Source organism: Sphingobium sp. RS1 (genome assembly GCF_056156825.1).
The window spans coordinates 2489605-2514183 of the sequence record NZ_JBLZXE010000002.1; the positions used below are offsets into that span (position 1 = coordinate 2489605).

Below are 24579 nucleotides of genomic sequence, written 5' to 3' on the forward strand. Positions count from 1 at the left end.
TTGAAGAAAGCCACGAAAATCGTGGATTCTCCCCTATATGCTTCATTTCATGTGCGGAATATTTCCAACTAATTGGTGATAAATCCTGATTAGTAAGGATCAGTTCACATTATGGGGTTGGGTGACGATAAAAATCGCTATCCTTCGACCTTGTCGTTGGTGGCCCAGCGGCTCGGCGGCGCCGCGCTGGCATCGGGCAGCAGGAAGTCCACCTTGCCCCGGCCGAAATCGATCGCCACCCGGTCGAACACCTTGAGCGCACTGATCCCCAGCAGCAAGGCAGGCTTGTCCTGCAAGCCCAGTTCGGCAAAGGGGCTGGCGTCCGCGAACAATACCGGCACCTCCACCAGATTGACGCGCCCCATCCGCACTGCCTTGATCCGCCCGACCTGGCCCGTCAGCGTCCCGCCGGTCACGCTGGTCAGCGTCGCCTCCAGCATCGCCGGGGCGTGCTTCTTCGCCAGCAGCTTGTCGCGCAACGCCAGATTGCCGATACTGAATACGCTGCCGGTATCCAGCATGATGCTGACCCGCATGCCGTTCACATCGGAATCGAGCAGGATCAACTGCCCGCGCTTGCGCCGCGCCTCCACCACGATCGTATCGGGATCGACCGCCAGGCGTCGGTTGGCACCGCTGCCGGCAATCTCCATGCGGCCCGTGCGAAAGTTGAGCGTCACCCGCTTGGCATGCAGGCTGTCCAGCCCCAGCAGGCCCGCCGCACCCAGATTTTCGCCCTCCAGCACCGGCGCCTCGATATCGTCGATCGTGCCCGCGCCAAAGCCCAGCCGCGGAACGGCGACCGTCTGCGCCTCCGACCGGCCGGTCATGCTGAGGATCGTGACATTGGCGCGGGGCGGCAACGCCAGCTTCTGTGCCAGATCGCGAGCGATCACCGTTCGCTGCGATCCAGTATCGATAATGAAGTTCCACGGCCCCTTGCCGTCGATCGAAATGGGAATGGTGACGCGATCGTCTATCGGCGGACCAGTCTGCACGATGGTCGGCGGCACATCCGGATCGAGGGACGGCAGGGCCGCAGCCGACACCGGTCCGGCCTGATCCTGCGCCGCCACCAAGGGACCGCCGATCGCCAGCCCGATTCCGAGCAGGACCGCCAGCATGACCGGGCGCCGTCCCATATCCTCATCCTTCCATTTTATGCCGTTCTTATATCATGGAAGCCCATTGTCGCGCCAGCGCCACCACCCGACCCGCATCGGGGCCAAAAAGGCGATTTTCCGCTGCTGTCCGCGTCGGTCCTCGCTTGACTTGATGCCCCTGCAATCGTTAAACGCCAGACAACTCATCCCGTCCGTCCGGAGCGGGACTCGACCGGCATCCTGTCCGGCTCCTTCCTTCCTTTTCCGGCCCTGAATTCCCACTCTCTCCATCGGACCGATTCGCAATGCATCTCAAGGACCTCAAGAAGACCGTTCCTGCCGACCTCGTCACCATGGCGGAGGAACTGGGCGTCGAAAGCGCATCGACGCTGCGCAAGCAGGACCTGATGTTCGCGATCCTCAAGGCCGAGGCGGAGAATGGCGAGCAGATCATGGGCGAGGGCACGATCGAGGTGCTACCCGACGGCTTCGGCTTCCTGCGCAGCCCCGAAGCCAATTTCCTGGCCGGTCCCGACGACATTTATGTATCGCCCAACCAGGTCCGCAAATTTGGCCTGCGCACCGGCGACACGGTGGAAGGCGAAATCCGCGCGCCCAAGGATGGCGAGCGCTATTTCGCGCTGACCAAACTGCTCTCGGTCAATTTCGACGATCCCGATGTCGTCCGCCACCGCGTCAATTTCGACAATCTGACGCCGCTCTATCCCGAACAGAAGCTGACGCTTGATCCGGGCGACCCGACCCAGAAGGACAAGTCGGCCCGCGTCATCGACATCGTCAGCCCGCAGGGCAAGGGCCAGCGCACGCTGATCGTCGCGCCGCCCCGCGTCGGCAAGACGGTGATGCTCCAGAACATCGCCAAGGCGATCACCGACAATCATCCCGAAGTCTTCCTGATCGTCCTGCTGATCGACGAGCGCCCCGAAGAAGTCACCGACATGCAGCGCAGCGTGAAGGGCGAGGTCGTGTCCTCCACCTTCGACGAGCCCGCCACCCGCCACGTCCAAGTCGCCGAGATGGTGATCGAAAAGGCCAAGCGCCTGGTCGAGCACAAGAAGGATGTCGTCATCCTGCTCGACTCGATCACCCGCCTCGGCCGCGCCTACAACACCGTTGTCCCGTCGTCGGGCAAGGTACTGACCGGCGGCGTGGACGCCAACGCGCTCCAGCGCCCCAAGCGCTTCTTCGGCGCCGCGCGTAACATCGAGGAGGGCGGTTCGCTCTCCATCATCGCCACGGCGCTGATCGACACGGGCAGCCGCATGGACGAAGTCATCTTCGAAGAGTTCAAGGGCACCGGCAACTCGGAAATCGTGCTGGACCGCAAGGTTGCGGACAAGCGCATCTTCCCGGCGCTGGACGTCGGCAAGTCCGGCACCCGCAAGGAAGAGCTGCTGGTCGACAAGCCCAAGCTCAGCAAGATGTGGGTGCTGCGCCGCATCCTGATGCAGATGGGCACGATCGACGCCATGGAATTCCTGCTGGACAAGATGAAGGACAGCAAGACCAACGAGGACTTCTTCGATTCCATGAACCAGTAAGCGGGTGGGGCGGTCGCACCGATTGCCCCCAGCCCATCGGATATTTTGCCGTCAGAGCCGGGCCATGTATATGGTCCGGCTTTCTTCTTAGCCTTTCAGACAGGGACGTTAGCAGGCCGCCATGTTCGACCTTCTCGCCACCGCCGCTTCAACTGCCCAGGGACTCGGCTCACCCGCCGATATCTGGCAGCATATCATCAATGATTTCAGTAATATAACATCGCCTTCCGCGCTGTCGGCCTTTGTCCAGGTGCTGATGATCGACGTGCTGCTGGCGGGCGACAATGCCATCGTCGTCGGCGCGCTGGCGGCGGGCCTGCCGACCGACCAGCGCAAGAAGGTGATCCTGATCGGCATCCTCGCCGCGCTGGTGCTGCGCATCGCCTTTGCGCTGGTCGTCAGCCAGCTGATGCAGATTGTCGGCCTGATCCTGGCCGGCGGCCTGTTGCTGCTATGGGTCAGCTGGAAGATGTGGCGCGAACTGCATCCGCCGCGCGGCGCCGACACGCCCGACGATCCGAGCGACGATGACGTGTCGGGCCTGCGCCCCGCAAAGAGCTTCGCCGCCGCCGCCTGGGCCGTCGCCGTCGCCGACGTATCGATGAGCCTGGACAATGTGCTGGCGGTGGCCGGCGCCGCCCGCGACCATCCTGGCATCCTGATGATCGGGCTGGTCCTGTCGGTCGCGCTGATGGGCATCGCCGCCAATGTCATCGCCCATTATATCGAACGGTTCCGCTGGATCGCCTATCTGGGCCTCGCCGTCATCCTCTATGTCGCGGTCAAGATGATCTATGACGGCTTTGTCGATCATCAGGTCGGCATATTGACGCTGTTCAGCTGATCGCCTCAGGGCGCAAAAAGGGGGCGGAACCTGATGGTTCCGCCCCCTTTTTTGTGTCCGGATGGGCTCTTCAGGGCAGGAGCACCGTCGATCCGGTCGTCCGGCGCGCCTCCAGCGCCTTATGGGCCTCGGCCGCGTCGGCCAGGGCAAAGCGCTGGCCGATCACCGCCTCCACCACGCCGCGCTGCATCCGGTCGAACAGGCGATCGGCCGTATGGGACAGTTCCTGTGCCGTCGCGATATAGTCAAACAGGGTCGGTCGGGTGACATAGAGCGATCCGCCCCGGCTGAGATCGAGCAGGCTGACCGGCGGGACGGCGCCCGACGCATTGCCATAGCTGACCATCAGCCCGCGCCGCTTGAGGCTGGCGAGCGACGCCCCCCAGCTATCCTTGCCGACGCCATCATAGACCACATCGACGCCCTTGCCGCCGGTCAGATCGCGAACGTGCGCGGCCAGACCGTCGAACGGCCCATGCAGGCTATGGTCTGCGACCACCGTGGCCGCCTTTTCCGCCGAACCGCAATGGGCGATCACGACCACGCCCTTGTCGCGCAGCCAGGGCACCAGCACTGATCCGACACCACCGGCCGCCGCATGGACAAGCGCGACCTGTCCCGGTGCGAGGGCGATGCTGTCTTCGGCCAGATAGCAGGCGGTCATGCCCTTGAGCATCATCGCGGCGGCATCCTGCGTCGACACGCCATCGGGGATGCGCACCACCCGATCGGCCGGCACGATCCGATGAGTGGCATAAGCGCCAAGCCCGCTGGCGCAGCCCACCTTGTCGCCCACCGCCAGACCGGAGACGCCCGGTCCGACGGCGACGATCACACCCGCGCCTTCGGAGCCGAGCGCCGTGGGCAGGGGGGCGGGGTAAAGACCGGTGCGATAATAGGTATCGATGAAGTTGAGTCCGACCGCGTCCTGCGCGATCAGCACTTCGCCTTCACCCGGTTCGCCCGGATCGAAATCCTCGCGCGCGATCACTTCGGGCCCGCCATGGCTGCGGGCGACCATCCGCCATGCGCCGCTCATCAGGCGAGCGCTTCGGCAAAGAAATCGGCGGTGCGCTTGTCCGCCAGTTCCGCCCCGGCCTCGTCACGGCGATTGCCCATCTCGGCGGCAAAGCCATGGTCCAGCCCGTCATAGTCGAACAGCGTGACATGGCGATTGTCGGCCAGCCCTTCATGCATTGCCTTCTGCGCGTCGGGCAGGACGAAATGGTCGGCGGTCGGCACATGCAGCAGCACCGGCTTGCCGATCGCATGCTGCTCGCCCAACAGCCCGTCGATACCGACCCCATAATAGCCGACAAAGGCATCGCCATCGGTGCGGCAAGCCGCCATGAAGGCCAGCCGCCCGCCCAGGCAATAGCCGACAAGGCCGACCTTCTCCGCGCCGGCGGCACGCGCCGCCTTGATGGTCGCTTCGATATCGCGAATGCCCTGATCCTGGTTGAACTTCTGCATCAGGCCAAGCGCGGTCTGAAATTCCTCCGACACATCCGGATCGAGATCGACGCGCGATTCCAGCCGCCAGAACAGGTCGGGCGCATAGGCGACATAGCCGGCCTTGGCCCAGCTATCGCATTTGCGACGAATGCCTTCGTTCACGCCGAAAATTTCCTGGATGACGATGATCGCCGCCTTCGCCTCGCCTTCTGGCTGCGCCACATAGGCGTCGAACGAACCGTCGCCGGCCAATGTGCTGATCGGGGTGAAATCGCCCATGCCACTATCCTTTTCGTTGAAGATGCGCCGCATATTGGCCGTTCCAAGGCCGGGCGCAACCGCCTGTCGCGTTTAAAAATTTGCCTTGTTGCGGCCATTTGCGGCATGACGGCGCGAGTGCGATCATCATGCCAACAGGGAAGGGCAGGGACATGAAGGTAACCGTCGATGTGGACTGCACCCCGGCTGAAGCGCGCGCCTTTCTGGGCCTGCCCGATGTGACGCCGATTCATGACAAATATATCAGGACGATGCTGGATGGCTTTGACGGCATCGGCAGTGCCGAGCAGATGGAAACCCTGTTCAAGAGCTTCTCCCCGATGGGCGACGCGGGCATGCGCCTGTTCCAGCAGATGATGAATATGGGCCTGGCAGGCATGTCGGGTAGCAGCGACAAGAAATAAGCCCCATGTCTGCGCGCGACGGCGACACCATCTTCGCCCTGTCGAGCGGCGCGCCGCCGGCGGGGATTGCGGTCATCCGAATAAGCGGTTCGCAGGCCGGCGCCGCCTTGCAGGCGCTGGCGCGCCGCCTGCCTGCGCCGCGCACCGCCAGCCTTGCCCTGCTGAAAGATCCGCGCGACGACGCCCCGCTCGATCGCGCGCTGCTGCTCTGGCTCCCCGGCCCCGCCACGGTTACGGGCGAGGATATGGCCGAACTCCATTGCCATGGCGGCCGCGCCGTCGTCGCCGCCGTCGAGGATGCCCTGGGTGCCATGTCCGGCCTGCGCCGCGCCGAAGCGGGCGAGTTCACCCGCCGCGCCTTCGCCCATGGCCGCATGGACCTGAACGCGGTGGAGGGCCTGTCCGACCTGCTCGCCGCCGAAACGCAGGGGCAGCGTCGGGCCGCGTTGTTGATGGCGGAAGGACATTTCTCCCGCCGGATCGACGGCTGGCGCCGCAGCCTGCTCGACCTTTCTGCCATGGCCGAAGCCGCGCTCGATTTCTCCGATGAGGATGATGTGCCCGATGCCGCGATCGAGCAGCGGATCGGTGAGGGGATTGCTGAACTGGCCGACGACGTCGCCACCATCCTGACAGCACCATCGGCGGAGCGGCTGCGCGATGGTGTCCGCGTCGTGCTGGCCGGGCCGCCCAATGCCGGCAAGTCCACCCTGCTCAACGCGCTGGTCGGGCGCGAGGCGGCGATCGTGTCCGATATCGCCGGCACCACCCGCGACCGGATCGAAGTGCCCGCCGCGATCGGTGGCACTGCCTTCCTCTTCACCGATACGGCCGGGCTGCGGGAGGAGACGGGCGACGCGATTGAGGCAATCGGCATTGATCGCGCCCGCGCTGCGCTCGATGCGGCCGACATCATCTTGTGGCTAGGCGATCCCGCCGATCTGCCGCGTCACGATGCCATTCTGATCGCGGCCCAGAGCGACCGCGTCGAAACGCAGCGCTCCGGCCTCGCCCTGTCCGCGCGCACCGGGGAAGGCGTGGAAGCGCTGGTCGCACTGCTGCGCACGCGCGCTGCAACGCTGCTGCCGGGGGAGGGCGACTATGCCCTGCATGCGCGGCAGAGACAGCGAGTTGGACAGTTGATCGCACATCTTCACGCCGCCGGCGCGACCCATGACCTGCTCATCATTGCCGAGGATTTGCGTCTCGCGCGCAACAGCATCGACGCGCTGACCGGGCAGGCCAGCACGGAGGATATGCTGGACCGTCTCTTCTCGGGCTTCTGCATCGGCAAATAGACATTGTTCCACGTGGAACGTGACCCTGCCCCCTTAACCTGCCGCCCCTAATCTGATAAGGGCGGCGCATGCGAACAAGCTATGATGTGATCGTGGTCGGTGGCGGCCATGCCGGCTGTGAGGCCGCTGCAGCGGCGGCGCGCAAGGGCGCGGCGGTCGCACTGCTCACCTTCGCGCGCGATACGGTCGGCGCCATGTCCTGCAACCCCGCCATCGGCGGGCTGGGCAAGGGCCATCTGGTGCGCGAGGTCGATGCGCTGGACGGCCTGATCGCCCGCGCCGCCGATGCTGCCGCGATCCATTATCGCATGCTCAACAGCAGCAAGGGCGCCGCCGTGCAGGGGCCGCGCGTGCAGGCCGATCGCAAGCGCTATCGCGCCGCCATCCACCAGATGCTCGATGCGCAGGTCGGGTTGGCGATTGTCGAGGGCGAAGCGGATCATCTGCTGGTCGAGCAGGGCAGGGTGGCCGGCATCGGGTTGGCCGATGGCCGCACGCTGCAAGCGCCGGCCGTTGTGCTGGCGACCGGCACCTTCCTCGGCGGCAAGCTCTTCCGCGGCGACGAGCGCGAGACGGGCGGTCGCATCGGTGAACGCGCCGCCAGCGCGCTGGGTATCCAGTTGCGTGACCTCGGCCTGCCGATCGCCCGGCTCAAGACCGGCACGCCCCCGCGCCTTGATGGCCGCACGATCGACTGGGCGGCGCTTGAAACCCAGCCGTCCGATGGCGAGCTATGGACCATGTCCCCGCTCTCCGACGGGCGCATCCTGCCGCAGCTCGATTGCGCCATCACCCGGACCAATGACGCGACCCATGCGATCATCCGCGACGGGCTTGGCCGCTCGCCCTTGTTCAGTGGGGCGATCGAGGGAAGGGGGCCGCGATATTGCCCGTCGATCGAGGATAAGGTGCTGCGCTTCGGCGATCGCGACGGGCATCAGATTTTTCTGGAGCCCGAAGGGCTGGACGATCCGCTCGTCTATCCCAACGGCATCAGCACATCGCTGCCCACTGATGTACAGATCGCCATGGTGCGCTCCATGCCCGGACTGGCGCAGGTCGAAATTGCCGTGCCCGGCTATGCCGTCGAATATGACCATGTCGATCCGCGCGCGCTTGATTCCACGCTGGAGGTGCGGCAACTGCCCGGCCTGTTCTGCGCTGGCCAGATCAACGGCACCACCGGTTATGAGGAAGCGGCCGCACAGGGCCTGATCGCCGGCATCAACGCCGCCGCCAGCGCTCGCTGCGAAGCGCCGCTGATCCTCGACCGGGCCAGCTCCTATATCGGCGTGATGATCGACGACCTCGTCCTTCAGGGTGTGACCGAACCCTATCGCATGCTCACCGCCCGCGCCGAATATCGCCTGCGCCTGCGCGCCGACAATGCCGAAACGCGGCTCGGCCCGATTGGCTTGGCGCATGGCGTCATCGGCACGGGTCGCGCCGCGCGACTGGCAGAGCGACAGGCCCTGCGCAGCCTGATCGAAGCTGAACTGGCCAAGGCCATGACCGCCAGCGAAATGGCGCGTGCCGGTGCCGCCGTGCGACAGGATGGCGCACGCCGGAGTCTGTTCGAATGGGCGCGCTTCCCAGAAGTCGATCGCACCTTGATCTGCGCGCTCGCGCCGGCTCTGCAGGACGCGCCCGCCGACCTGCGCGATGAAATATTGGAGGACGCGCATTATGCGCCTTATCTCCAGAGGCAGGACGCGGAGATCGCTGAACTGCGCCGCAACGAGCGGGTCGCCATTCCTGCCGATTTTAATTTTCAGACCATTGGGGGTCTTTCCACCGAAATGATCGAACGCCTCGACGCCGCCCGTCCGGACACGCTGGCCGCCGCCGGCCGCATCCGTGGCATCACGCCCGCTGCCCTTGCCGCGATCCTCGTCCATGTCCGCCGGGTGGCCGCGTGACCGAAGACGAAGCGCGAGGCTGGTTGCAGGCGCAATTCGATGTTTCACGTGAAACATGGAATCTGCTGGAGCGCTATGTGGCGATTCTGCTGGCGGCAGCCGACGAGCAGAATCTGATCGCGGAATCGACCAAGGCCCATATCTGGGCGCGGCATATCGTGGACTCGGCCCAACTGCTGAACCATGCTGGTGACGATGATGGGCGCGACTGGATCGACCTGGGTTCGGGCGCTGGCCTGCCCGGTATCGTCATCGCCTGTCTGGTGGACCGACCGTTGATGATGGTCGAATCCCGCCGCAAGCGGATCGACTTCCTCAACGACGTCATCGCCGATCTCGGCCTCGGCAACGCCCGTGTCTTTGGCGGTCGGGTGGAAAGCGTGCCCGCGACCAAGGCCGCCGTCATCAGTGCCCGCGCTTATGCGCCTTTGCCCAAGCTGCTCGCCTCCGCGCTGCACCTGTCCGATAAAAAGACCGTCTGGGTGCTGCCAAAAGGACGAAATGCGCAAAATGAACTGGAGGCGGCGCGTCCGGCATGGCAAGGTGTGTTTCACGTGGAACCGAGCGTAACGGACGCCGATAGCGCCCTCATCATTGCTCGGGGCCTGACACCCGCTGGCAAGAAGAAAGGTCGCCCATGATCCGTATCGCCATCGCCAACCAGAAGGGTGGGGTGGGCAAGACCACGACCGCGATCAACCTCGCGACGGGTCTGGCCGCCACCGGGCTTCGGGTGCTGCTGGTCGATCTCGATCCACAGGGCAATGCATCGACAGGTCTGGGCATCGGGCAGGCCGAACGCGCCCAGTCCAGCTATGACCTGCTGGTCGGCAATTGCGCGCTGGATGACACGATCGTCACCACCCGCGTGCCAAAGCTCGACCTCGTCCCTGCAACCCAGGACTTGTCCGGCGCGGAGATCGAACTGATCGAATATGAAGAGCGCACCCATCGGCTCGCCCGCGTACTGGATGAGGCGCAGCCGGGTCGCTGGGACATCTGCCTGATCGACTGCCCGCCCTCGCTCGGCCTGCTGACGATCAATGCCATGGTCGCCGCGCAGTCGCTGCTCGTCCCGCTGCAATGCGAATTTTTCGCCTTGGAGGGGTTGTCCCAATTGCTCCAAACGGTCGAGCGCATCCGCGGCCGTTTCAACCCCGGCCTGTCGATCATGGGCGTGGCGCTCACCATGTATGATCGCCGAAACCGCCTGACCGACCAGGTGGCGGACGACGTGCGCGCCTGCCTCGGCGACCTCGTCTTCTCTACCGTCATTCCGCGCAATGTGCGCCTGTCCGAAGCACCCAGCCATGGCGTGCCCGCCCTTATCTATGACTTCCGCTGTTCGGGATCGGAAGCCTATATGCGTCTGGCGCGTGAACTGATCGCGCGCCTGCCCCGACAGGAGGTTGCCGCTTGAGCGACGAAACGACCGACAAGCCCAAGATTGCCAAGCGTCCCCATGGCCTCGGCCGTGGCCTTTCCGCCCTGCTGGGCGATGCGACACGCGAAGAACCGGTTGCCCCCACTAATCCGCCCGCCAATGGCAAGGCCGTGCAAAGCATAGAGGTTGCGCTGATCCAGCCGCACCCCGAACAGCCGCGTCGCCATTTCGATGAAGGCGCGTTGCAGGAACTGGCCGACAGCATCGCCAAGCGCGGCGTGATCCAGCCGATCATCGTCCGTCCCCATGGTGGCGGGTTCCAGATCATCGCCGGCGAACGCCGCTGGCGCGCGTCGCAGCGCGCGCAACTGCACCGTATCCCTGCGATCGTCCGTGACTTTGACGAGCAGGAAACGCTCGAAATCGCGCTGATCGAGAATATCCAGCGCGAGGATTTGAACCCGATCGAAGAGGCAGAAGCCTATCGCAAGCTGATCGCAGAATTTCATCATAGCCAGGAAGCGCTGGGGCGGATCGTCGGCAAGTCGCGCAGCCATGTCGCCAATCTGATGCGCCTGCTGGAACTCCCCAAGACGGTGCAGCAGCAGGTGATGGAAAGCCGGATCAGCATGGGCCATGCCCGCGCCCTGATCGGCCTGCCCGATTGCGAGAAGCTGGCCCGCCAGGTCGAGGAAAAGGGCCTGTCGGTCCGAGACACCGAACAGATGGTCCGCCGCGTCAAGACCGGCGCGGATGCCCCGGCGGCGAAGCGCAGCGGCAGCACCGGCGTCGTGGGGGACAAGGACCCGGACATCGCAGCACTGGAACAGCATCTGGCCGATATATTGGGCCTGAAGGTGGACATCGCGCATGAAGGCGGATCGGCCGGCGGCCATCTGTCGCTGCGTTATTCCAACCTCGACCAGTTGGACATGCTGTGCCAGCGCCTGTCGGGCGAGCGTATCTAAAGATCCGTTTGCGTCGAGCCTGGGCGAGAAGCGGCTAGCAACGTGCCGGCCTTTGGCTTCGGTGAACGCCGCTTCTCCCGCGTTTCTCGACTACGCTCGAAACGAACGGAGACGGTGATCCGACCTGACATGATCGAATGCAGGCGGGTTTTTAGGAACCCGCTGGCCATAACTACCACTGGTCTTTTGCCCCCTTGCTCCCTAGCTTGGGGGCATGGCCGACATGCTTTCCACCACCGCCGCAGCGCCCACCGTCATCCGCCGTCAGGACTATCGTCCGCCCGACTGGCTGGTCCCCGACATCGCGCTCGACTTCGATCTCGATCCCGCTCGTACGATCGTTCGCACGGCCCTGTCGGTCACGCGCAATGGCGATCATGATCGGCCGCTGCGGTTGGACGGCGACGGCATCGTGCCGCTCGCGGTCTGCGTCGACGGGCGCCAGCTGACGCAGGAGGAATGGCATCTGGAGGCCGGTGCGCTCATCGTCCCGCTGCCTGACGCCGCCCACAAGGTCGAAACGCTGGTAGAGCTGGCGCCGGAGGGCAATAGCAAGCTGATGGGCCTCTATGCCAGCGGCGGCCTGCTCTGCACCCAGTGCGAAGCGGAGGGTTTCCGCCGCATCACCTTCTTCCCCGACCGGCCCGATATACTGTCCCGCTACAGCGTTCACATGGAGGCGGACAAGGCGCGCTTCCCGGTACTGCTCGCCAATGGCGACCCGATCGAGCAGGGCGAACTGGCCGATGGCCGCCACTGGGCGCGCTGGAACGATCCTTTCCCCAAGCCCTGCTATCTCTTCGCGCTGGTCGCCGGCGACCTGTCCTGCAACGCCGACAGCTTCGTGACGATGAGCGAGCGCGAGGTGGCGCTCGGCATCTGGGTCAAGGACGCCGACCTGCCGCGCACCGACCATGCGATGCAGGCGCTCAAGAACAGCATGGCCTGGGACGAGCGCATCTACGGCCGCGAATATGATCTGGACGTATTCAACATCGTCGCCGTGGCCGATTTCAACTTCGGCGCGATGGAGAATAAGGGCCTCAACATCTTCAATTCGCGCTACATATTGGCCGATCCCGAAACCGCGACCGACATCGACTATGATGGCGTGGAGGGCGTGGTCGCGCATGAATATTTCCACAACTGGTCGGGCAACCGTGTCACCTGCCGCGACTGGTTTCAGCTCAGCCTGAAGGAAGGCTTCACCGTCTTCCGCGACCAGAATTTCTCGGCCGACATGGGCAGCCATGCGGTCAAGCGGATCGAGGATGTCCGTATCCTGCGTGCTGGTCAGTTCCAGGAGGATTCAGGCCCGCTCGCTCATCCGGTGCGCCCCGAATCCTATATGGAAATCAGCAACTTCTACACGGCCACCATATATAATAAGGGTGCCGAACTGATCCGCATGATGGCGCTGATGATGGGACCGGAGCGGTTCCGCGCCGGCACCGACCTCTATTTCGACCGCCATGACGGGCAAGCCGCCACCTGCGAGGATTTCGTACTGGCGATGGAGGAGGGCGGGGCAATCGACCTCGGCCAGTTCCGCCGCTGGTATGAACAGGCCGGCACGCCCCATGTCCGCGCGCTCCTCAGCCATGATCCGATCAGCCAGAGCGTCGAACTGACGCTGGAGCAGAGCATCCCGCCGACACCGGGCCAGAGCGACAAGCGGGTCATGGCGATCCCGCTGCGCACCGCGCTGTTCGACCCCATTACGGGTATGCATGGCGGCGACGAACTGCTGATGCTGACGCAGGCGAAGCAGAGCTTCACCTTTACCGGCTTCCCCAGCGCGCCGATCCTGTCGATCAACCGCGGCTTCTCTGCCCCGGTGATCGTGGAAACCAACCGCAGCCAGGCCGATCTCGCCTTCCTGTCGGCGCATGATGACGATCCCTTCGCTCGCTATGAGGCGATGCAGCAATTGATGGTCAATGTGCTGGTCGGCCGCATCGCCGGGCAGGGGGTGGACGACGGGCCGGTCATCGAGGCCGTCCGCAACACCATCACCGATGCCGCGCTCGACCCCGCCTTTATCGCCGAGGCCATCCGCCTGCCGAGCGAAGCCTATCTGGGCGATCAGATGCGCGTCGTCGATCCCGATGCGATCCATGCTGCGCGCGATGCCCTGCAACAGAAGATCGGCGCGGAGCTGGAACCGCTCTGGCGCGATATCCACGCCAGGACGAAGGCCAATGCCTTTGCCCTGTCGCCATCGGCCAAGGGCGCGCGCAAGCTGCGCAATGTCGCCCTCCATTATCTCGCGGCGTCCGGGGCGAGCGACGGACCCGCCATCGCCTTCGCCCAGTTCGACAGCGCCGACAACATGACCGAACGGCAGGCCGCGCTCGGCACTCTCGCCAACGGCACCAGCGCGGAACGGGAAGCCGCGCTCGACATCTTCTATAATCGCTATCGCGACGACGCCCTGACGCTGGACAAATGGTTCCAGACTCAGGCCTTCGCCTTCCATCCCGACACGGTGGAACTGGTCGCGCAGCTGGGCGAGCACAAGGATTTCACCCTGGCCAATCCCAACCGGGTGCGGTCGCTGTTCGGCGCCTTTGCGGCAAACCAATGGGCGTTCCACCATGTGTCGGGCAAGGGCTATCGCCTGCTGGCCGACTGCATCATCGCGCTGGACAAACTCAATCCACAGACAGCCGCGCGGCTGGTGCCGCCGCTTGGCCGCTGGAAACGCTTCGAGGAAGGCCGCGCCGCCCTGATGCGCGCGGAACTGCAACGCATCCTCGCCCAGCCCGGCCTGTCCAAGGATGTGATGGAGCAGGCGGGCAAGAGCCTGGAATGATGACAGACAGCCGTTCGCCCTGAGCCTGTCGAAGGGCCTCCCTTTTTCCGTCGATGACAGAAGAGGGGGGCGACAGGCTCAGCCCGAACGGAAAATGATTAGCTCAATCCTTGACCGCAGCGGCCCAGGTAGCAACGTCCGCCGCTACCTTGTTCGCTGCGGCATTGAGTGGAGCGCCAACCGTGGTCGCCCCGATCTTGCCGCCCACCGGCGCGCTGGCGGTGAAGCGCTGACGGGCCAGCGCCACGCCATTGGGGGTGGTCAGCACCGCATCATAAGTGACGATCGCACTATGGCTTGCCTCGTCCACCGTGAAGGCAACCAGTTCGCCGCTCAGCCGCTGCCCGCCATCACCGGAAAACTGCCCGGCATCCAGCACCACCCGATCGGTGGTCGCGGAAATGGTTTCCGCCAGCAGGCGACGGAACAGGTGGCGCGGGGTATCCGCCCATTGCACATCGGTCACATAGGCCACCGATGTCGGCCCCATCTGCACCGGGATACGGACCGTATCCAGCATTTTGGGCGCGTCCGGGTCGGACACGATCAGCGTCCGCCCACCACCGGCCACGCGCCCGGCGCCCGCCGGCACCTTCTGCGCGGCATCCAGCGTGAGCAGTTGCGCCGGCGGCTTGGCACCAAAGGAGACGCAACCCGACAACAGCAGGCCGGCTGTCAGTGCGGCCAGCGCACCCTTATGTTTCACATGGAACATCGTCCGCACCTCTCTCAATTCTTGTAATCGGGCAGCTTGGGCGATCCGACCAGCGATCCGGCGCCCTGCTGGTCCAGCTTTTCCGCAACGCCGCGGAAGGAGCGCGACATTTCGCGCAGGTCATGCACCAGCTGGTTGACCTCCGGCATGGTCTGGGTGCTGAACGCCTTCACGCCCGGCTGCGCCTCACCGATGGTCTTGTCGAGCGTCTCGATGCTGCGGGTGGCCGCCTGCACGCTCTTGCGCAGATCGCCCATCAGCGGCCGGCCTTCCTCGTTCAGCATCGTGTCGGTGGTCGCGGCCAGCTTGCCGATCTGCTCGACGGCGACACCAGTACGCTGCACCGCAATCCGCGCCTCGGCCAGTGTAGCAGCGATTTCGGGGCTGCGATCGGCCAGGGCGCCCGAAACGCGTTCGACATTGGCCAGGATGCCGGCGATCGACTGCTGATTCTTGTCGTTCAGCAACTCGGTCAGCCGCTCGGTAAGGGTCGACAGGCGCTCCAGCAGCTGCGGCGCATTGTTGAGCAGTTCGCCCAGCGCACCCGGCTTGGTCGGGATCACCGGCACGCCATCGGGGCAGGCGGCCAGCACATTGTCAGCCGGGCAGGCGATCGGCGGGGCGCCCTTGACCGCGCCGTCCAGCACGATCTCGCTGACCCCGGTAAAGCCCACGCCGGCAATGGTCGCGGTCGTGCCCTGCAACACCGGCGTACCGTCCTTCACCGAAATACGAACCTTCACGAAGCTGGGATCACGCTCCCATAGCTCGATCTTCTCGACCTTGCCGGACGGGACGCCCGAATAATTGACGCTCGATCCCTTCGCCAGCCCGTTGACCGACTGTTTGAAGAAGATGTCATATTCCTTGTTCTCGCCGTCCGACAGGCGCGAGAACCAGAAGGCAGCGGCCATGATCGCGGCCAGCAGCAATAGCGTGACTGCGCCCACCAGCACATGATTGGAGCGGGTTTCCATATCCTATCGCCTTCCGTCCGGCGGACCGTCTGCCGCCTGCTTTATCTGGTCCCGGTCCTTTTCGCGCGATACCGCCGCCGTGGCGGCCCGGCCGCGCGGACCGTTGAAATATTCCTGAATCCAGGGGTGATCGGTCGCCAGCAACTCGTCGATCGTCCCCACTGCCGTCACCTTCCGGTCCGCCAGCACCGCCACCCGGTCACAGATGGAATAAAGCGTATCGAGATCATGGGTGATGAGGAAGACGGTGAGCCCCAGCGTCTGCTGCAACTTGCGGGTCTGGTCGTCGAACGCCGCCGCACCGATCGGGTCGAGGCCCGCGGTCGGCTCGTCCAGAAACAGCAGGTCCGGGTCCAGCGCCAGCGCCCGGGCCAGACCGGCGCGCTTCTTCATGCCGCCCGACAGTTCGGACGGATATTTGGGGCCGGCCTCGGTCGGCAGCCCGGTCATGCGGATCTTGTAGGCGGCGATCTCATCACGCAGCTGCGGCCCGATATTGGGATAATATTCCCGGATCGGCACCTCGACATTTTCGGCCACCGTCAGGGTCGAGAAGAGCGCGCCGCCCTGGAACAGCACGCCCCACCGCTTGCGGATCGCCAGCGCCTCGTCATCCGACCGGCCGACCATGGATTCGCCGAAGACCTGAATCTCGCCTTCATCGGGGGTCTGCAGGCCGATGATCGTGCGCATCAGTACCGACTTGCCGGTACCGGACCCGCCGACCACGCCCAATATCTCGCCCTTGCGCACGTCGAGGTCGAGCCCGTCATGGATGACCTGATCGCCGAAACTGTTGCGCAGCCCGCGCACCGAAATGGCGATGTCGCTGCTTTCGACGGCTTCGTCGACGCGCCGTTCCTCGGCCCGGATGATCTCTTCCTCGCTCATCAGTTCCAGCCCACCCAGGTGAAGAAGACCGCGAAGAAGGCGTCGATGACGATGACCAGGAAGATCGCCTGCACCACGGCGGCCGTGGTGCGCAGGCCGACTTCCTCGGCATTGCCCTTGACCTGCATACCCTGGAAACAGCCCGACAGGGCGATGATGATGCCGAAGACCGGCGCCTTGATAAGGCCCACCCACAGGTCGGTGATCGGCACCACTTCGCGCAGCCGCTGGATGAAGGTGATGGGCGGGATTTCCAGCGCGACCGCGCAGAGGAAGCCGCCGCCGACGACCGCCACGACCGAGGAATAGAAGCCCAACAGCGGCATCATCACCACGACCGCCAGCGTGCGCGGCAACACCAGCGCCTCCATCGGCGACACGCCGATGGTGCGCATGGCATCGACCTCCTCGGTCAGCTTCATCGTGCCCAATTGCGCGGCGAAGGCGGAGCCGGATCGGCCCGCGACCATGATCGCGGTCATCAGCACGCCCAGTTCGCGAAAGGTGAGGCGACCGACCAGATTGATCGTCAGCATCTCCATGCCGAACTGGCGCAACTGCACCGACCCCTGCTGCGCGATGACGATGCCAATCAGGAAACTCATCAGGCCGATAATGCCCAGCGCCGACACGCCGACCACCTCGAACCGCTGCACCACGGCATTGAGGCGGAAGCGATGGGGATGGCGAATGACGCTCCATGTCGCGACCAGGGTCGCGCCAAAGAAACCGAGCAGGCCCATCAGCGTCGTACCCGACGCGCAGACCGCCTCGCCAATCTGGCCGACGACACGGCGCATCGGGTGGACATGGTCGGGCCGGATCGGCACCGGCTCGTCCAGTTCGCCAACGGCATGGATCAGCCGACCGGCGTCCTCGCTGGCCCCGCTGATCTGGCAGTTCAGGCGTTTGACGGCGCGATGGATGGTCCAGGCGCCGATCGTGTCCATATGATCGACCCCGGACAGGTCGATGGCGGATACCGGCCCCTGCACGGCATCCAGCCGGTCGGGCAGGTCACCCAGGCAAGCGATGGCAAGCGATCCCGAAAGCTGGATCACCGTGCTGCCGTCGCGATTTTCCTCTGCAAGATCGGCGGCTTTGTTCATGCGATGGGATTACTGGTCCATTATCGGTTGCACGGCAAGCCGAAACGGCCCATCCGCAAGCCAGAACGAAGGGCGGACAGAAAAGTTTCGGAAACGGCATGACAACATACAGGCTGGCCATTTACGACATGGACCGCACGGTGACGTTCAGCGGCACCTATACCGGCTTCCTGATCCATGTCGCGCGGCACATGGCGCCATGGCGGCTGGTGCTTTTCCCCTGCGTCATCTTGGCTATGCTGGCCTATGTGCTGAAACTCATCAGCCGCCAGCGGCTCAAGGAACTCAATCAGGCGCTGATGATCGGCTATAATGTCGAGCGCGAAAAATTGATGCCGCATATCGAAAGCTACGCCGACAAGGTGGTCGCGACCAATCTGCGCGCCGACGCGGTCACGCAGATCGCGAAGGACCGGGCGGACGGCTATCGGCTGGTGCTCGCCACCGCCTCCTACCGCCTCTATGTCGAGCCGATCGCGCGGCGGCTGGGCTTCGACGCGGTGATCGCCACCGACCATCTGAGCCAGGACCTGCGCTATGTCCGCGCGAAGATCGCCGGCGAAAATTGCTACGACACCGGCAAGCTGCGCATGATCAAGGCCTGGATGGCGGCCGAGGCGATCGACCGCAGCCAGGCCCATATCCGCGCCTATTCCGACCATGTGTCGGACGCGCCGATGCTGGAATTTGCCGACATCCCCTTCGCCAGCAACCCGCACAAGCCACTGGCGAAAATGGCGACCGCGCGGGGATGGACGCGGGTAGACTGGAACTGACCTCCCACGTCCGTTCTGTTCGAGCCTGTCGAGAACCATGGACCAAGTTCTCGACAGGCTCGAACCGAACGAGCTCAGTTTAGCAGATCAGCCCGTCGATCGCCGCCCAACCGGCCGCGCCCAGGCTGCGCAGCATGCGCCGATCCTCACCCGTCACACCGCCCAATGCCATGACCGGCGCTTCCACCTGCCGCGCCAGCGCCGCGAAGCGCACCCGCCCCAGCGCACCTGCGCCCGGATGCGAGCGGGTCGCGAAGAGGGGGGAGACGAAGCAGAGGTCGGCCCCTCTTGCAGCGACGGCTTGCTGACGATCATGCACGGCTCTGCTCCACAAGAGCGGCCACGCCATCCGTCGCCCATCGTCATGCACGCCATCCGCCCGCCACGCCGCCGCCAGCCGCGCATCGCCCGCCAGCAGCAGCAGCAAGCGCCGCCGCCGTGCGATCGCCCGCAGCGCCTCGAACAGCGCGCGCCGCGCCACCGGCGCCGTGCGATAATGGCGAAACACGATGCCGGCTCGCCCTCTTGGCAGGCGGGTCGCCGCCGCCAGCAATGCCGCATCATCGACCCGCTCGTCGGTCATCAGCCAGAGGGTTGGCGGCTTTTTGCGGTGGCGGCGCTGCATGGCCCTGCCTATAGCAGCCCGCATGACCACAGACAGCCTCATCGAAGCCGCGGAACGCCTGGCCACCATGCGCGAACAGATCGACCGCGCCGCCCGCCTGACCGACCGCAGCGGCGACGCCATCAACCTGATCGCCGTGTCGAAGACCCATGATGCTGACGCCATTCGCCCGCTGCTTCATGCCGGGCAGCGCGTCTTCGGCGAAAATCGGGTGCAGGAAGCGCAGGAAAAATGGCCGGCGCTGCGCGAGGAGTTTACCGGCGTGGCGCTGCATCTGGTCGGCCAGTTGCAATCCAACAAGGCGGCCGATGCCGTGGCACTGTTCGATGTGATCCACAGCCTCGATCGTCCGTCGCTGCTGGCTGCGCTCGCCAGGGCAATGGACGCGGCCGGCAAGCGCGTCCCCTGCTTCATTCAGGTCAATATCGGCGCGGAGGAGCAGAAGGGCGGCTGTGCCATCGCCGACACGCCAGCCCTGATCGCCGCCGCGCGCGATGCCGACATTCCGATCCTGGGCCTGATGTGCGTGCCCCCGGCCGATATCGAGGCCGCGCCCTTCTTCGCCCTGCTCGCAAAAATGGCGCGGGAAGAAGGCCTCCCGCGCCTGTCGATGGGCATGTCGGGCGATTATGAAACCGCCATCATGCTGGGCGCGACCGACATCCGCGTCGGCACCGCCCTGTTTGGAGAAAGGCCATCTCCCGCTCGCCCCGTACCGACGAGCGGGAGAGGCATGGTCCGCAATTCGTCGCACTAGGACGGATTGCCATTCAGGAGATGGCGTGACGAAAATGGTGACTTGTCGCGACCCGGAGCACAGCGACCTTTAAGGTCGTGAGCACCGGAAGCGCGGCAAGTCGCCAGTTGCAGGCCGCCAGAACTAAATGGCGACCGTCCTAGAAACTCCCGCGCAAAGTGATGCCGTAGGTGCGCGGCTCCGCCAGATAGGCGGAGATGAGCTGGTTCGCCATCGGCGCGCCGGCCGCGAACTGGCCGGTGGTCGACGTGCCGGGGCTGCTCGACTGGAGCGGGCTGGAGAAGGCGACCTGGGTATAATTCTGGTTGAAGATATTCTGGCCCCAGAATTCCACCGACCAACGCTGCTCCGGCCCGCGAATGCCGACACGGGCGTTCACCACCGCAAATCCGTCCTGCCGCTTTTCGGGGAACAGGTCGGAGCCGGTGTTGAAGTCGCTGGTCATGCGCCCGTCGACATAGAAGAGCGCCGACAGACCCGATGACCCGATGTCGGGCGTCCAGGCCATGCTGGCGGTCGTCACCATCTTGGGCGCATTGCTGTTGATCGATCCGGGCAGCAGGAACAGGGCGGGGTCGAGCGGCACGCTGCCGTCGCCACTGCCCACCAGCCGGTTGGCAAACTTGGCCCGGGCATAGGTTGCGCCGCCCGCCACGCGGAAATTGCGCGCCGGGCTGACCGACCATTCCAGTTCTACGCCCTGGCTGATGAGGCCCGGCCCGACATCGCCGCTGTCACAGGTCCGCGCCGCGCTCAGTTCGCTGTCGCAGCCATTGATATTCTGCACGACGAAGCTGGTGCCGTTGAAGGTGTTCAGCTGGAAATTCTTGAACTCCTGCCGGAAGGCGGCGACGTTCACGCTCCATTTCGGCTGCACATATTTCAGGCCGATTTCAAAGCTGTCGACCTTTTCCGCAGCAAAGCGCAGGCTGGTCACGTCCGCATTGGTGCGGGGCGAGAAGACGGCGGGAATGGCGTTGAGGCCGGTCGATCCCAGCTGGAAGCGATCCAGATTATAGCCGCCCGCCTTATAGCCTTTCGAATAGCTGCCATAGAGCAGCAGTTCGTCGATCGGTTTCCAGGACAGCACCGCCGTGCCGGAAAATTCGCCATCGCTGATCCTGTCATTCAGGTCGAGCGCGTTGAGGCCGGTCGATCCATTGCCCAGGCACCCCAGCGTCAGGATACCGCCGGCCAGCGTCGCCGCGCTGCCCAGCGCCGGATTGGTGGCGATGCCCGGTAGGCCGGACGCCTGCAACGCTGCGCAGGTCGCGTTATTATTGTTGAAATCGGCGGAGAAGCGCTTGCTTTCATGGGTGTAGCGCAGGCCCAGAGTCAGATCGAGCCGGTTGGTGATGTGGACGATATTATGGGTGAACAGCGCCCAATTCTCGCTCTTCTGCCGATAGAGGGAGGCGACGTCGCCGGTCCCTTCCGGAATCGCCGCCAGCGCGCGCAGGCCATTGCCGAGGCCGGTGGAGATCGCCCCGGCCTGCGCTGCCGCGATCGGCGCCGGCACGCCGCGCGCGATCAGCGCGGCGGTCAGGCCGGCATTGAGGTTCGCCTGCGTGCCCGTGATGAGCGGCTGGGTGGCAAGGCCGCTGCCGCAGGCGGCCAGTTGCCCGGCCGTCAGGTTGCTGTTGACGCCCGCGCCCGCCATCAGGCGGCAGGCCGCGAACCGGCCATAATCCGCGCCAAAGCGGATATTATCCTGCAAGGTCAGCCGTTCATTGGCGTAATAGCCGCCGACCAGCCAGTCGAGCTTGTCGTTGAAGGCCGACCCCTGCACCCTTAATTCCTGGGTGAAGGTCTTGAACTGGCGATAGGTGTTGGGATCGCGATAGAGCAGGTCGGCAGCATTATAGTCATAATCGCCATAGTCGCGGGATTTATAGTCGCGGTAGGCGGTGATGCTGGTCAGCTTGGCGCCGCCGAAATCATAGTTGATTTCGCCCGATACGCCCCAGTCCTTGAGCTTGCTGACATAGTCGCGGCCCGGCGTGACATGCAGTTCGCGATCATAGGGATCGGCCGGGATCACGCTGCCCTGGCCCGCCAGGATCGCGGCGATGCGGTTGAACGGCGCATCGGTATAGCCGCCGCCCGCCGCCGGCCGCCGCTCGCGCGCCTCGATATAGGCCGCGCCGCAGCAACTTTCGTCGCGATTGGTATAATCGCCGATCAGCCGGATGGAGAGCGCATCGTTCGGCTCGATCAGTGCCTGCCCGCGCAGGAAATAGCGGTCGCGGTCATTGGTGTCGCCGACTGTGTTCCCCGTGCCGTCGACCAGCTTGTAGAAACCGTCCCGCTTGCTCCACACGCCATCGAGCGCCAGCGCGATGCCATCGGCGATCGGTCCGGTGACGCGGCCCGACAGCCGCCAATAATCATAATTGCCATAGGTGACCTCACCCTTGGCATGGAAGGTCTGCTCGGGCGCCTTGCTGATGATGTTGATGAGGCCGGCCGACGCATTGCGGCCGAACAAAGTGCCCTGCGGCCCGCGCAGCACCTCGACCCGTTCGATCTCGCCCAGTTCGTTGAGGCCCGCGCCGGTGCGCGAGCGATAGACGCCGTCGATGAAGACCGCGACCGAGCTTTCGAGGCCCGGATTGTCGCCGACCGTGCCGATGCCGCGGATACGGGCCGACGCATTGGCTTCGGAGCCGGTGGACGACACCAGCAGCGACGGCGCCAGCTGGTTCAGCGTGCGGATGTCGCTCGCGCCGCTATTCTGCATCGCCTGTGCGCCCACCGCCGATACCGCGATCGGCACGTCGGACAGGGGGCTGGCCCGGCGGGTGGCCGTCACAATGATATTCGCGCCATTATCGTCCACAACCGGTTGCGGCGCGGCCGCGTCCTGCGCCAGAGCGGCAGGGGCAAACATGCACAGCGCCAACGCACCTACGGTCGTCAGCAAGGGACTCTTGTCTGTCATGATGTCGATCCTCTCCTGGCCCGCACGACTTTTCGCCATGTCGGGATGATGGTGATTATGCTGTCACAGCAAGGACATGGCAAGACTCGCGCACTTTTCCGCGCTTTTTCCGCATCTGCGGGACGAAGGCGAGGAACTATGTTGCAGCATAGCAACATAGGGTACGCACAATTCCGTAACGGAAGCTTACGATAAGGGAAAGCGCAGCAATCTGTCCGCGACCGGCACCAACGCAGCCGCACCCGGCCCGACCGCCCGGCGAATCTCCCCATGGCCCGCATCCAGACCTCCGGTCAGCGCCCCCAGCGCAGGCAGGATCAGCTTGGTGGCCGATCCCACGAAACAGCGTCGCGACACATGCCGGCCCCGGAGTGACAGGCGCAGCTTGGGATGGAAATGGCCGGAAATTTCGGGGTGCGGATCATCCGCCTCCGCCTCATGCCGCAACCATATCCCCTCGACCTGCGCCTCTGCCACCCGGCGTCCCCCCGGCATATGCACGACAGCTGCGTCATGATTGCCGGTAATCCAGGTCCAGTCCAGCCTTTCCGTAAGGGAAAATAATCTTTCGCGCGCCAACGGGTCCAGCCGGGCGGCGCCATCGGCATCATGAAAACTGTCCCCCAGCGACCAGACCGCCTGCGCGCCGGTCCGCTCCACCAGCGCCTCGATCACGTCCAGCGTCGCCTGGCTGTCATGGGGGGAGGAACTGGCCGAACCGCGCATACCAGCTCGCCTTCTCGAAATGCAGGTCCGCGACCAGCAGCGCCCGCTGCGCCGGCCAGTAAAGCGCAGCCTCGGGCAGCGCCATGAAGGCCTGACCTGCGAACGAAAGGGGAACCATGCCCCGCCTATGCGCCTGTCCGCCCCGGCTTTCAAGAGGCAGCGCAAAGCCCTATAGGCGCGCCATGTCCGTTGAACCGCCCAGCTACACCGTCGCCGCCCTCTATTGCTTCACCCGCTTCGCCGATCCCGCGGCGATCGCGGCCGACCTGCGCGCCCTGTGTGCGGATCTGGAAACCTGCGGCACGCTGATATTGGCGGGGGAGGGGATCAACGGCACGGTGGCCGGCAGCGCCGATGCCATCGCCGCGCTGATCGCCCACTTACGCACTTTGCCGGGCTGCGCCGCCATGGACGTCAAATATTCCCATGCGCACGGCGCGCCCTTCGCCCGGATGAAGGTGAAGGTGAAGGCGGAAATCGTGACGCTGGGCGTGGGCGATCTCGACCCCGCCAACCAGGCCGGCACTCATCTCGACCCGGCCGAGTGGAACGAACTGATCGCCGATCCCGACACGGTCGTCATCGACACGCGCAACGCCTATGAGGTGGCGGTCGGCACGTTCGAGCGCGCGATCGACCCGGAAACCCGTTCCTTCCGCGAATTTCCCGACTGGTTCGACGCCTTCGCCGCCGACCTGAAGGCGCAGGGCCGGACACCCAAGATCGCCATGTTCTGCACCGGCGGCATCCGCTGCGAAAAATCCACCGCGCTGGTGAAGGCGCGCGGCTTCGACGATGTCTACCATCTCAAGGGCGGAATCCTGCGCTATCTGGAGGAAATGCCGGAAGCCGACAGCCGCTGGCAGGGCGACTGCTATGTCTTCGACGAGCGGGTGGCGGTGGGCCATGGCCTCAAGGTCGGCGACTATGCCACCTGCAAGGACTGCGGTCTGCCTTATCGGCGCGATGCAGACCATGACTGCCCCGGCGACGAGTTCGGTGCCTGGCCGCATCGGGGGTAGAGAGATGAT

Annotated in this window: 21 protein-coding genes and 1 pseudogene; 12 read left to right on the forward strand and 10 right to left on the reverse strand. The window is 64.8% G+C overall.

Annotated elements, in window-relative coordinates:
- Window positions 1–137: 137 nt before the first annotated feature.
- Entirely contained in the window at window positions 138–1142 is a 1005-nt protein-coding gene (locus tag ACNHGR_RS13830; protein ID WP_475286821.1) for an aspartyl protease family protein, read from the reverse strand.
- Window positions 1143–1408: 266 nt separating this feature from the next.
- Here ACNHGR_RS13830 and rho point away from each other — a divergent pair, with 266 nt between their 5' ends.
- Together rho and ACNHGR_RS13840 are read left to right on the forward strand one after the other, a co-directional pair.
- Entirely contained in the window at window positions 1409–2665 is a 1257-nt protein-coding gene (rho, locus tag ACNHGR_RS13835) for a transcription termination factor Rho (protein ID WP_184268470.1), read from the forward strand.
- A 121-nt stretch (window positions 2666–2786) separates the two neighbouring features.
- Complete coding sequence (locus ACNHGR_RS13840) at window positions 2787–3509, forward strand: YjbE family putative metal transport protein (RefSeq protein ID WP_184268472.1); 723 nt, start codon at window positions 2787–2789, stop codon at window positions 3507–3509.
- A 70-nt stretch (window positions 3510–3579) separates the two neighbouring features.
- Here ACNHGR_RS13840 and ACNHGR_RS13845 read toward each other — a convergent pair whose 3' ends face one another.
- Window positions 3580–4548 carry a quinone oxidoreductase family protein gene (locus tag ACNHGR_RS13845; RefSeq protein ID WP_475286824.1) on the reverse strand — a complete coding sequence of 323 codons (969 nt, stop codon included), beginning with the start codon at window positions 4546–4548 and terminating at the stop codon, window positions 3580–3582.
- Complete coding sequence (locus tag ACNHGR_RS13850) at window positions 4548–5243, reverse strand: dienelactone hydrolase family protein (RefSeq protein WP_475288426.1); 696 nt, start codon at window positions 5241–5243, stop codon at window positions 4548–4550. The genes ACNHGR_RS13845 and ACNHGR_RS13850 overlap by 1 nt, the downstream gene beginning before the upstream one ends.
- A gap of 152 nt (window positions 5244–5395) precedes the next feature.
- On the opposite strand from ACNHGR_RS13850, the gene ACNHGR_RS13855 reads away from it, so the two are divergent.
- The 7 genes from ACNHGR_RS13855 to pepN all read left to right on the forward strand — a co-directional run bounded on the left by ACNHGR_RS13855 (window position 5396) and on the right by pepN (window position 14031).
- Window positions 5396–5647, forward strand: a complete 252-nt coding sequence (locus ACNHGR_RS13855) for a DUF6489 family protein (RefSeq protein WP_184268474.1) — start codon at window positions 5396–5398, stop codon at window positions 5645–5647.
- 5 nt (window positions 5648–5652) lie between these two features.
- Entirely contained in the window at window positions 5653–6945 is a 1293-nt protein-coding gene (mnmE, locus tag ACNHGR_RS13860) for a tRNA uridine-5-carboxymethylaminomethyl(34) synthesis GTPase MnmE (protein WP_475286826.1), read from the forward strand.
- A 68-nt stretch (window positions 6946–7013) separates the two neighbouring features.
- A complete protein-coding gene (gene mnmG, locus ACNHGR_RS13865; RefSeq protein WP_475286828.1) occupies window positions 7014–8864 on the forward strand; it encodes a tRNA uridine-5-carboxymethylaminomethyl(34) synthesis enzyme MnmG in 1851 nt (616 codons plus the stop codon).
- Window positions 8861–9505 carry a 16S rRNA (guanine(527)-N(7))-methyltransferase RsmG gene (gene rsmG, locus ACNHGR_RS13870; protein WP_475286830.1) on the forward strand — a complete coding sequence of 215 codons (645 nt, stop codon included), beginning with the start codon at window positions 8861–8863 and terminating at the stop codon, window positions 9503–9505. Before mnmG ends, rsmG begins: the two co-directional genes overlap by 4 nt.
- A complete protein-coding gene (locus ACNHGR_RS13875) occupies window positions 9502–10284 on the forward strand; it encodes a ParA family protein (RefSeq protein ID WP_184268483.1) in 783 nt (260 codons plus the stop codon). Before rsmG ends, ACNHGR_RS13875 begins: the two co-directional genes overlap by 4 nt.
- Window positions 10281–11216 (forward strand): ParB/RepB/Spo0J family partition protein, encoded by a 936-nt coding sequence (locus tag ACNHGR_RS13880; protein WP_184268485.1) that lies wholly within the window; start codon window positions 10281–10283, stop codon window positions 11214–11216. The genes ACNHGR_RS13875 and ACNHGR_RS13880 overlap by 4 nt, the downstream gene beginning before the upstream one ends.
- Window positions 11217–11430: 214 nt before the next feature.
- A complete protein-coding gene (gene pepN / locus ACNHGR_RS13885) occupies window positions 11431–14031 on the forward strand; it encodes an aminopeptidase N (RefSeq protein ID WP_475286833.1) in 2601 nt (866 codons plus the stop codon).
- A 103-nt stretch (window positions 14032–14134) separates the two neighbouring features.
- Here the strand turns inward: pepN and ACNHGR_RS13890 are convergent, their stop codons facing one another.
- The 4 genes from ACNHGR_RS13890 to ACNHGR_RS13905 are packed head-to-tail and all read right to left on the reverse strand — an operon-like array spanning window position 14135 to window position 17723.
- Window positions 14135–14746, reverse strand: coding sequence for an ABC-type transport auxiliary lipoprotein family protein (locus ACNHGR_RS13890; RefSeq protein ID WP_475286835.1), 612 nt, complete (start codon window positions 14744–14746; stop codon window positions 14135–14137).
- A gap of 14 nt (window positions 14747–14760) precedes the next feature.
- Entirely contained in the window at window positions 14761–15723 is a 963-nt protein-coding gene (locus ACNHGR_RS13895; protein WP_184268491.1) for an MlaD family protein, read from the reverse strand.
- A 3-nt stretch (window positions 15724–15726) separates the two neighbouring features.
- On the reverse strand, window positions 15727–16614 hold the full coding sequence (locus tag ACNHGR_RS13900; protein WP_184268493.1) for an ABC transporter ATP-binding protein: 888 nt from the start codon (window positions 16612–16614) through the stop codon (window positions 15727–15729).
- Window positions 16614–17723, reverse strand: coding sequence for an ABC transporter permease (locus ACNHGR_RS13905; RefSeq protein WP_475286838.1), 1110 nt, complete (start codon window positions 17721–17723; stop codon window positions 16614–16616). Before ACNHGR_RS13905 ends, ACNHGR_RS13900 begins: the two co-directional genes overlap by 1 nt.
- Before the next feature lie 98 nt (window positions 17724–17821).
- Between ACNHGR_RS13905 and ACNHGR_RS13910 the strand changes: the two genes are divergently transcribed.
- A complete protein-coding gene (locus tag ACNHGR_RS13910) occupies window positions 17822–18499 on the forward strand; it encodes an HAD family hydrolase (protein WP_475286840.1) in 678 nt (225 codons plus the stop codon).
- Between the two features lie 79 nt (window positions 18500–18578).
- Here ACNHGR_RS13910 and ACNHGR_RS13915 read toward each other — a convergent pair whose 3' ends face one another.
- Entirely contained in the window at window positions 18579–19124 is a 546-nt protein-coding gene (locus ACNHGR_RS13915) for a thiamine phosphate synthase (protein ID WP_475286842.1), read from the reverse strand.
- 22 nt (window positions 19125–19146) lie between these two features.
- Between ACNHGR_RS13915 and ACNHGR_RS13920 the strand changes: the two genes are divergently transcribed.
- Window positions 19147–19881 (forward strand): YggS family pyridoxal phosphate-dependent enzyme, encoded by a 735-nt coding sequence (locus ACNHGR_RS13920; protein WP_184268499.1) that lies wholly within the window; start codon window positions 19147–19149, stop codon window positions 19879–19881.
- 139 nt (window positions 19882–20020) lie between these two features.
- Here ACNHGR_RS13920 and ACNHGR_RS13925 read toward each other — a convergent pair whose 3' ends face one another.
- Together ACNHGR_RS13925 and pdeM are read right to left on the reverse strand one after the other, a co-directional pair.
- Window positions 20021–22822, reverse strand: coding sequence for a TonB-dependent receptor (locus tag ACNHGR_RS13925; protein WP_475286843.1), 2802 nt, complete (start codon window positions 22820–22822; stop codon window positions 20021–20023).
- A 186-nt stretch (window positions 22823–23008) separates the two neighbouring features.
- Window positions 23009–23666 (reverse strand): annotated as a pseudogene (gene pdeM / locus ACNHGR_RS13930) (ligase-associated DNA damage response endonuclease PdeM).
- A 64-nt stretch (window positions 23667–23730) separates the two neighbouring features.
- Between pdeM and trhO the strand changes: the two are divergent.
- Window positions 23731–24570: an oxygen-dependent tRNA uridine(34) hydroxylase TrhO gene (trhO, locus tag ACNHGR_RS13935; RefSeq protein WP_475286845.1), complete on the forward strand. Its 840-nt coding sequence runs from the start codon at window positions 23731–23733 to the stop codon at window positions 24568–24570.
- Window positions 24571–24579 lie beyond the last annotated feature (9 nt).

Coding starts and splice junctions, on each gene's coding strand:
- ACNHGR_RS13830 (WP_475286821.1), bottom strand. CDS start 1,142: ATGGGACGGCGCCCGGTCATGCTGGCGGTCCTGCTCGGAATCGGGCTG.
- rho (WP_184268470.1), top strand. CDS start 1,409: ATGCATCTCAAGGACCTCAAGAAGACCGTTCCTGCCGACCTCGTCACC.
- trhO (WP_475286845.1), top strand. CDS start 23,731: ATGTCCGTTGAACCGCCCAGCTACACCGTCGCCGCCCTCTATTGCTTC.
- ACNHGR_RS13855 (WP_184268474.1), top strand. CDS start 5,396: ATGAAGGTAACCGTCGATGTGGACTGCACCCCGGCTGAAGCGCGCGCC.
- ACNHGR_RS13875 (WP_184268483.1), top strand. CDS start 9,502: ATGATCCGTATCGCCATCGCCAACCAGAAGGGTGGGGTGGGCAAGACC.
- ACNHGR_RS13850 (WP_475288426.1), bottom strand. CDS start 5,243: ATGGGCGATTTCACCCCGATCAGCACATTGGCCGGCGACGGTTCGTTC.
- ACNHGR_RS13915 (WP_475286842.1), bottom strand. CDS start 19,124: ATGCAGCGCCGCCACCGCAAAAAGCCGCCAACCCTCTGGCTGATGACC.
- ACNHGR_RS13845 (WP_475286824.1), bottom strand. CDS start 4,548: ATGAGCGGCGCATGGCGGATGGTCGCCCGCAGCCATGGCGGGCCCGAA.
- ACNHGR_RS13900 (WP_184268493.1), bottom strand. CDS start 16,614: ATGAGCGAGGAAGAGATCATCCGGGCCGAGGAACGGCGCGTCGACGAA.
- ACNHGR_RS13920 (WP_184268499.1), top strand. CDS start 19,147: ATGACCACAGACAGCCTCATCGAAGCCGCGGAACGCCTGGCCACCATG.
- ACNHGR_RS13840 (WP_184268472.1), top strand. CDS start 2,787: ATGTTCGACCTTCTCGCCACCGCCGCTTCAACTGCCCAGGGACTCGGC.
- mnmG (WP_475286828.1), top strand. CDS start 7,014: ATGCGAACAAGCTATGATGTGATCGTGGTCGGTGGCGGCCATGCCGGC.
- pepN (WP_475286833.1), top strand. CDS start 11,431: ATGGCCGACATGCTTTCCACCACCGCCGCAGCGCCCACCGTCATCCGC.
- ACNHGR_RS13910 (WP_475286840.1), top strand. CDS start 17,822: ATGACAACATACAGGCTGGCCATTTACGACATGGACCGCACGGTGACG.
- ACNHGR_RS13895 (WP_184268491.1), bottom strand. CDS start 15,723: ATGGAAACCCGCTCCAATCATGTGCTGGTGGGCGCAGTCACGCTATTG.
- mnmE (WP_475286826.1), top strand. CDS start 5,653: ATGTCTGCGCGCGACGGCGACACCATCTTCGCCCTGTCGAGCGGCGCG.
- ACNHGR_RS13890 (WP_475286835.1), bottom strand. CDS start 14,746: ATGTTCCATGTGAAACATAAGGGTGCGCTGGCCGCACTGACAGCCGGC.
- ACNHGR_RS13925 (WP_475286843.1), bottom strand. CDS start 22,822: ATGACAGACAAGAGTCCCTTGCTGACGACCGTAGGTGCGTTGGCGCTG.
- ACNHGR_RS13905 (WP_475286838.1), bottom strand. CDS start 17,723: ATGAACAAAGCCGCCGATCTTGCAGAGGAAAATCGCGACGGCAGCACG.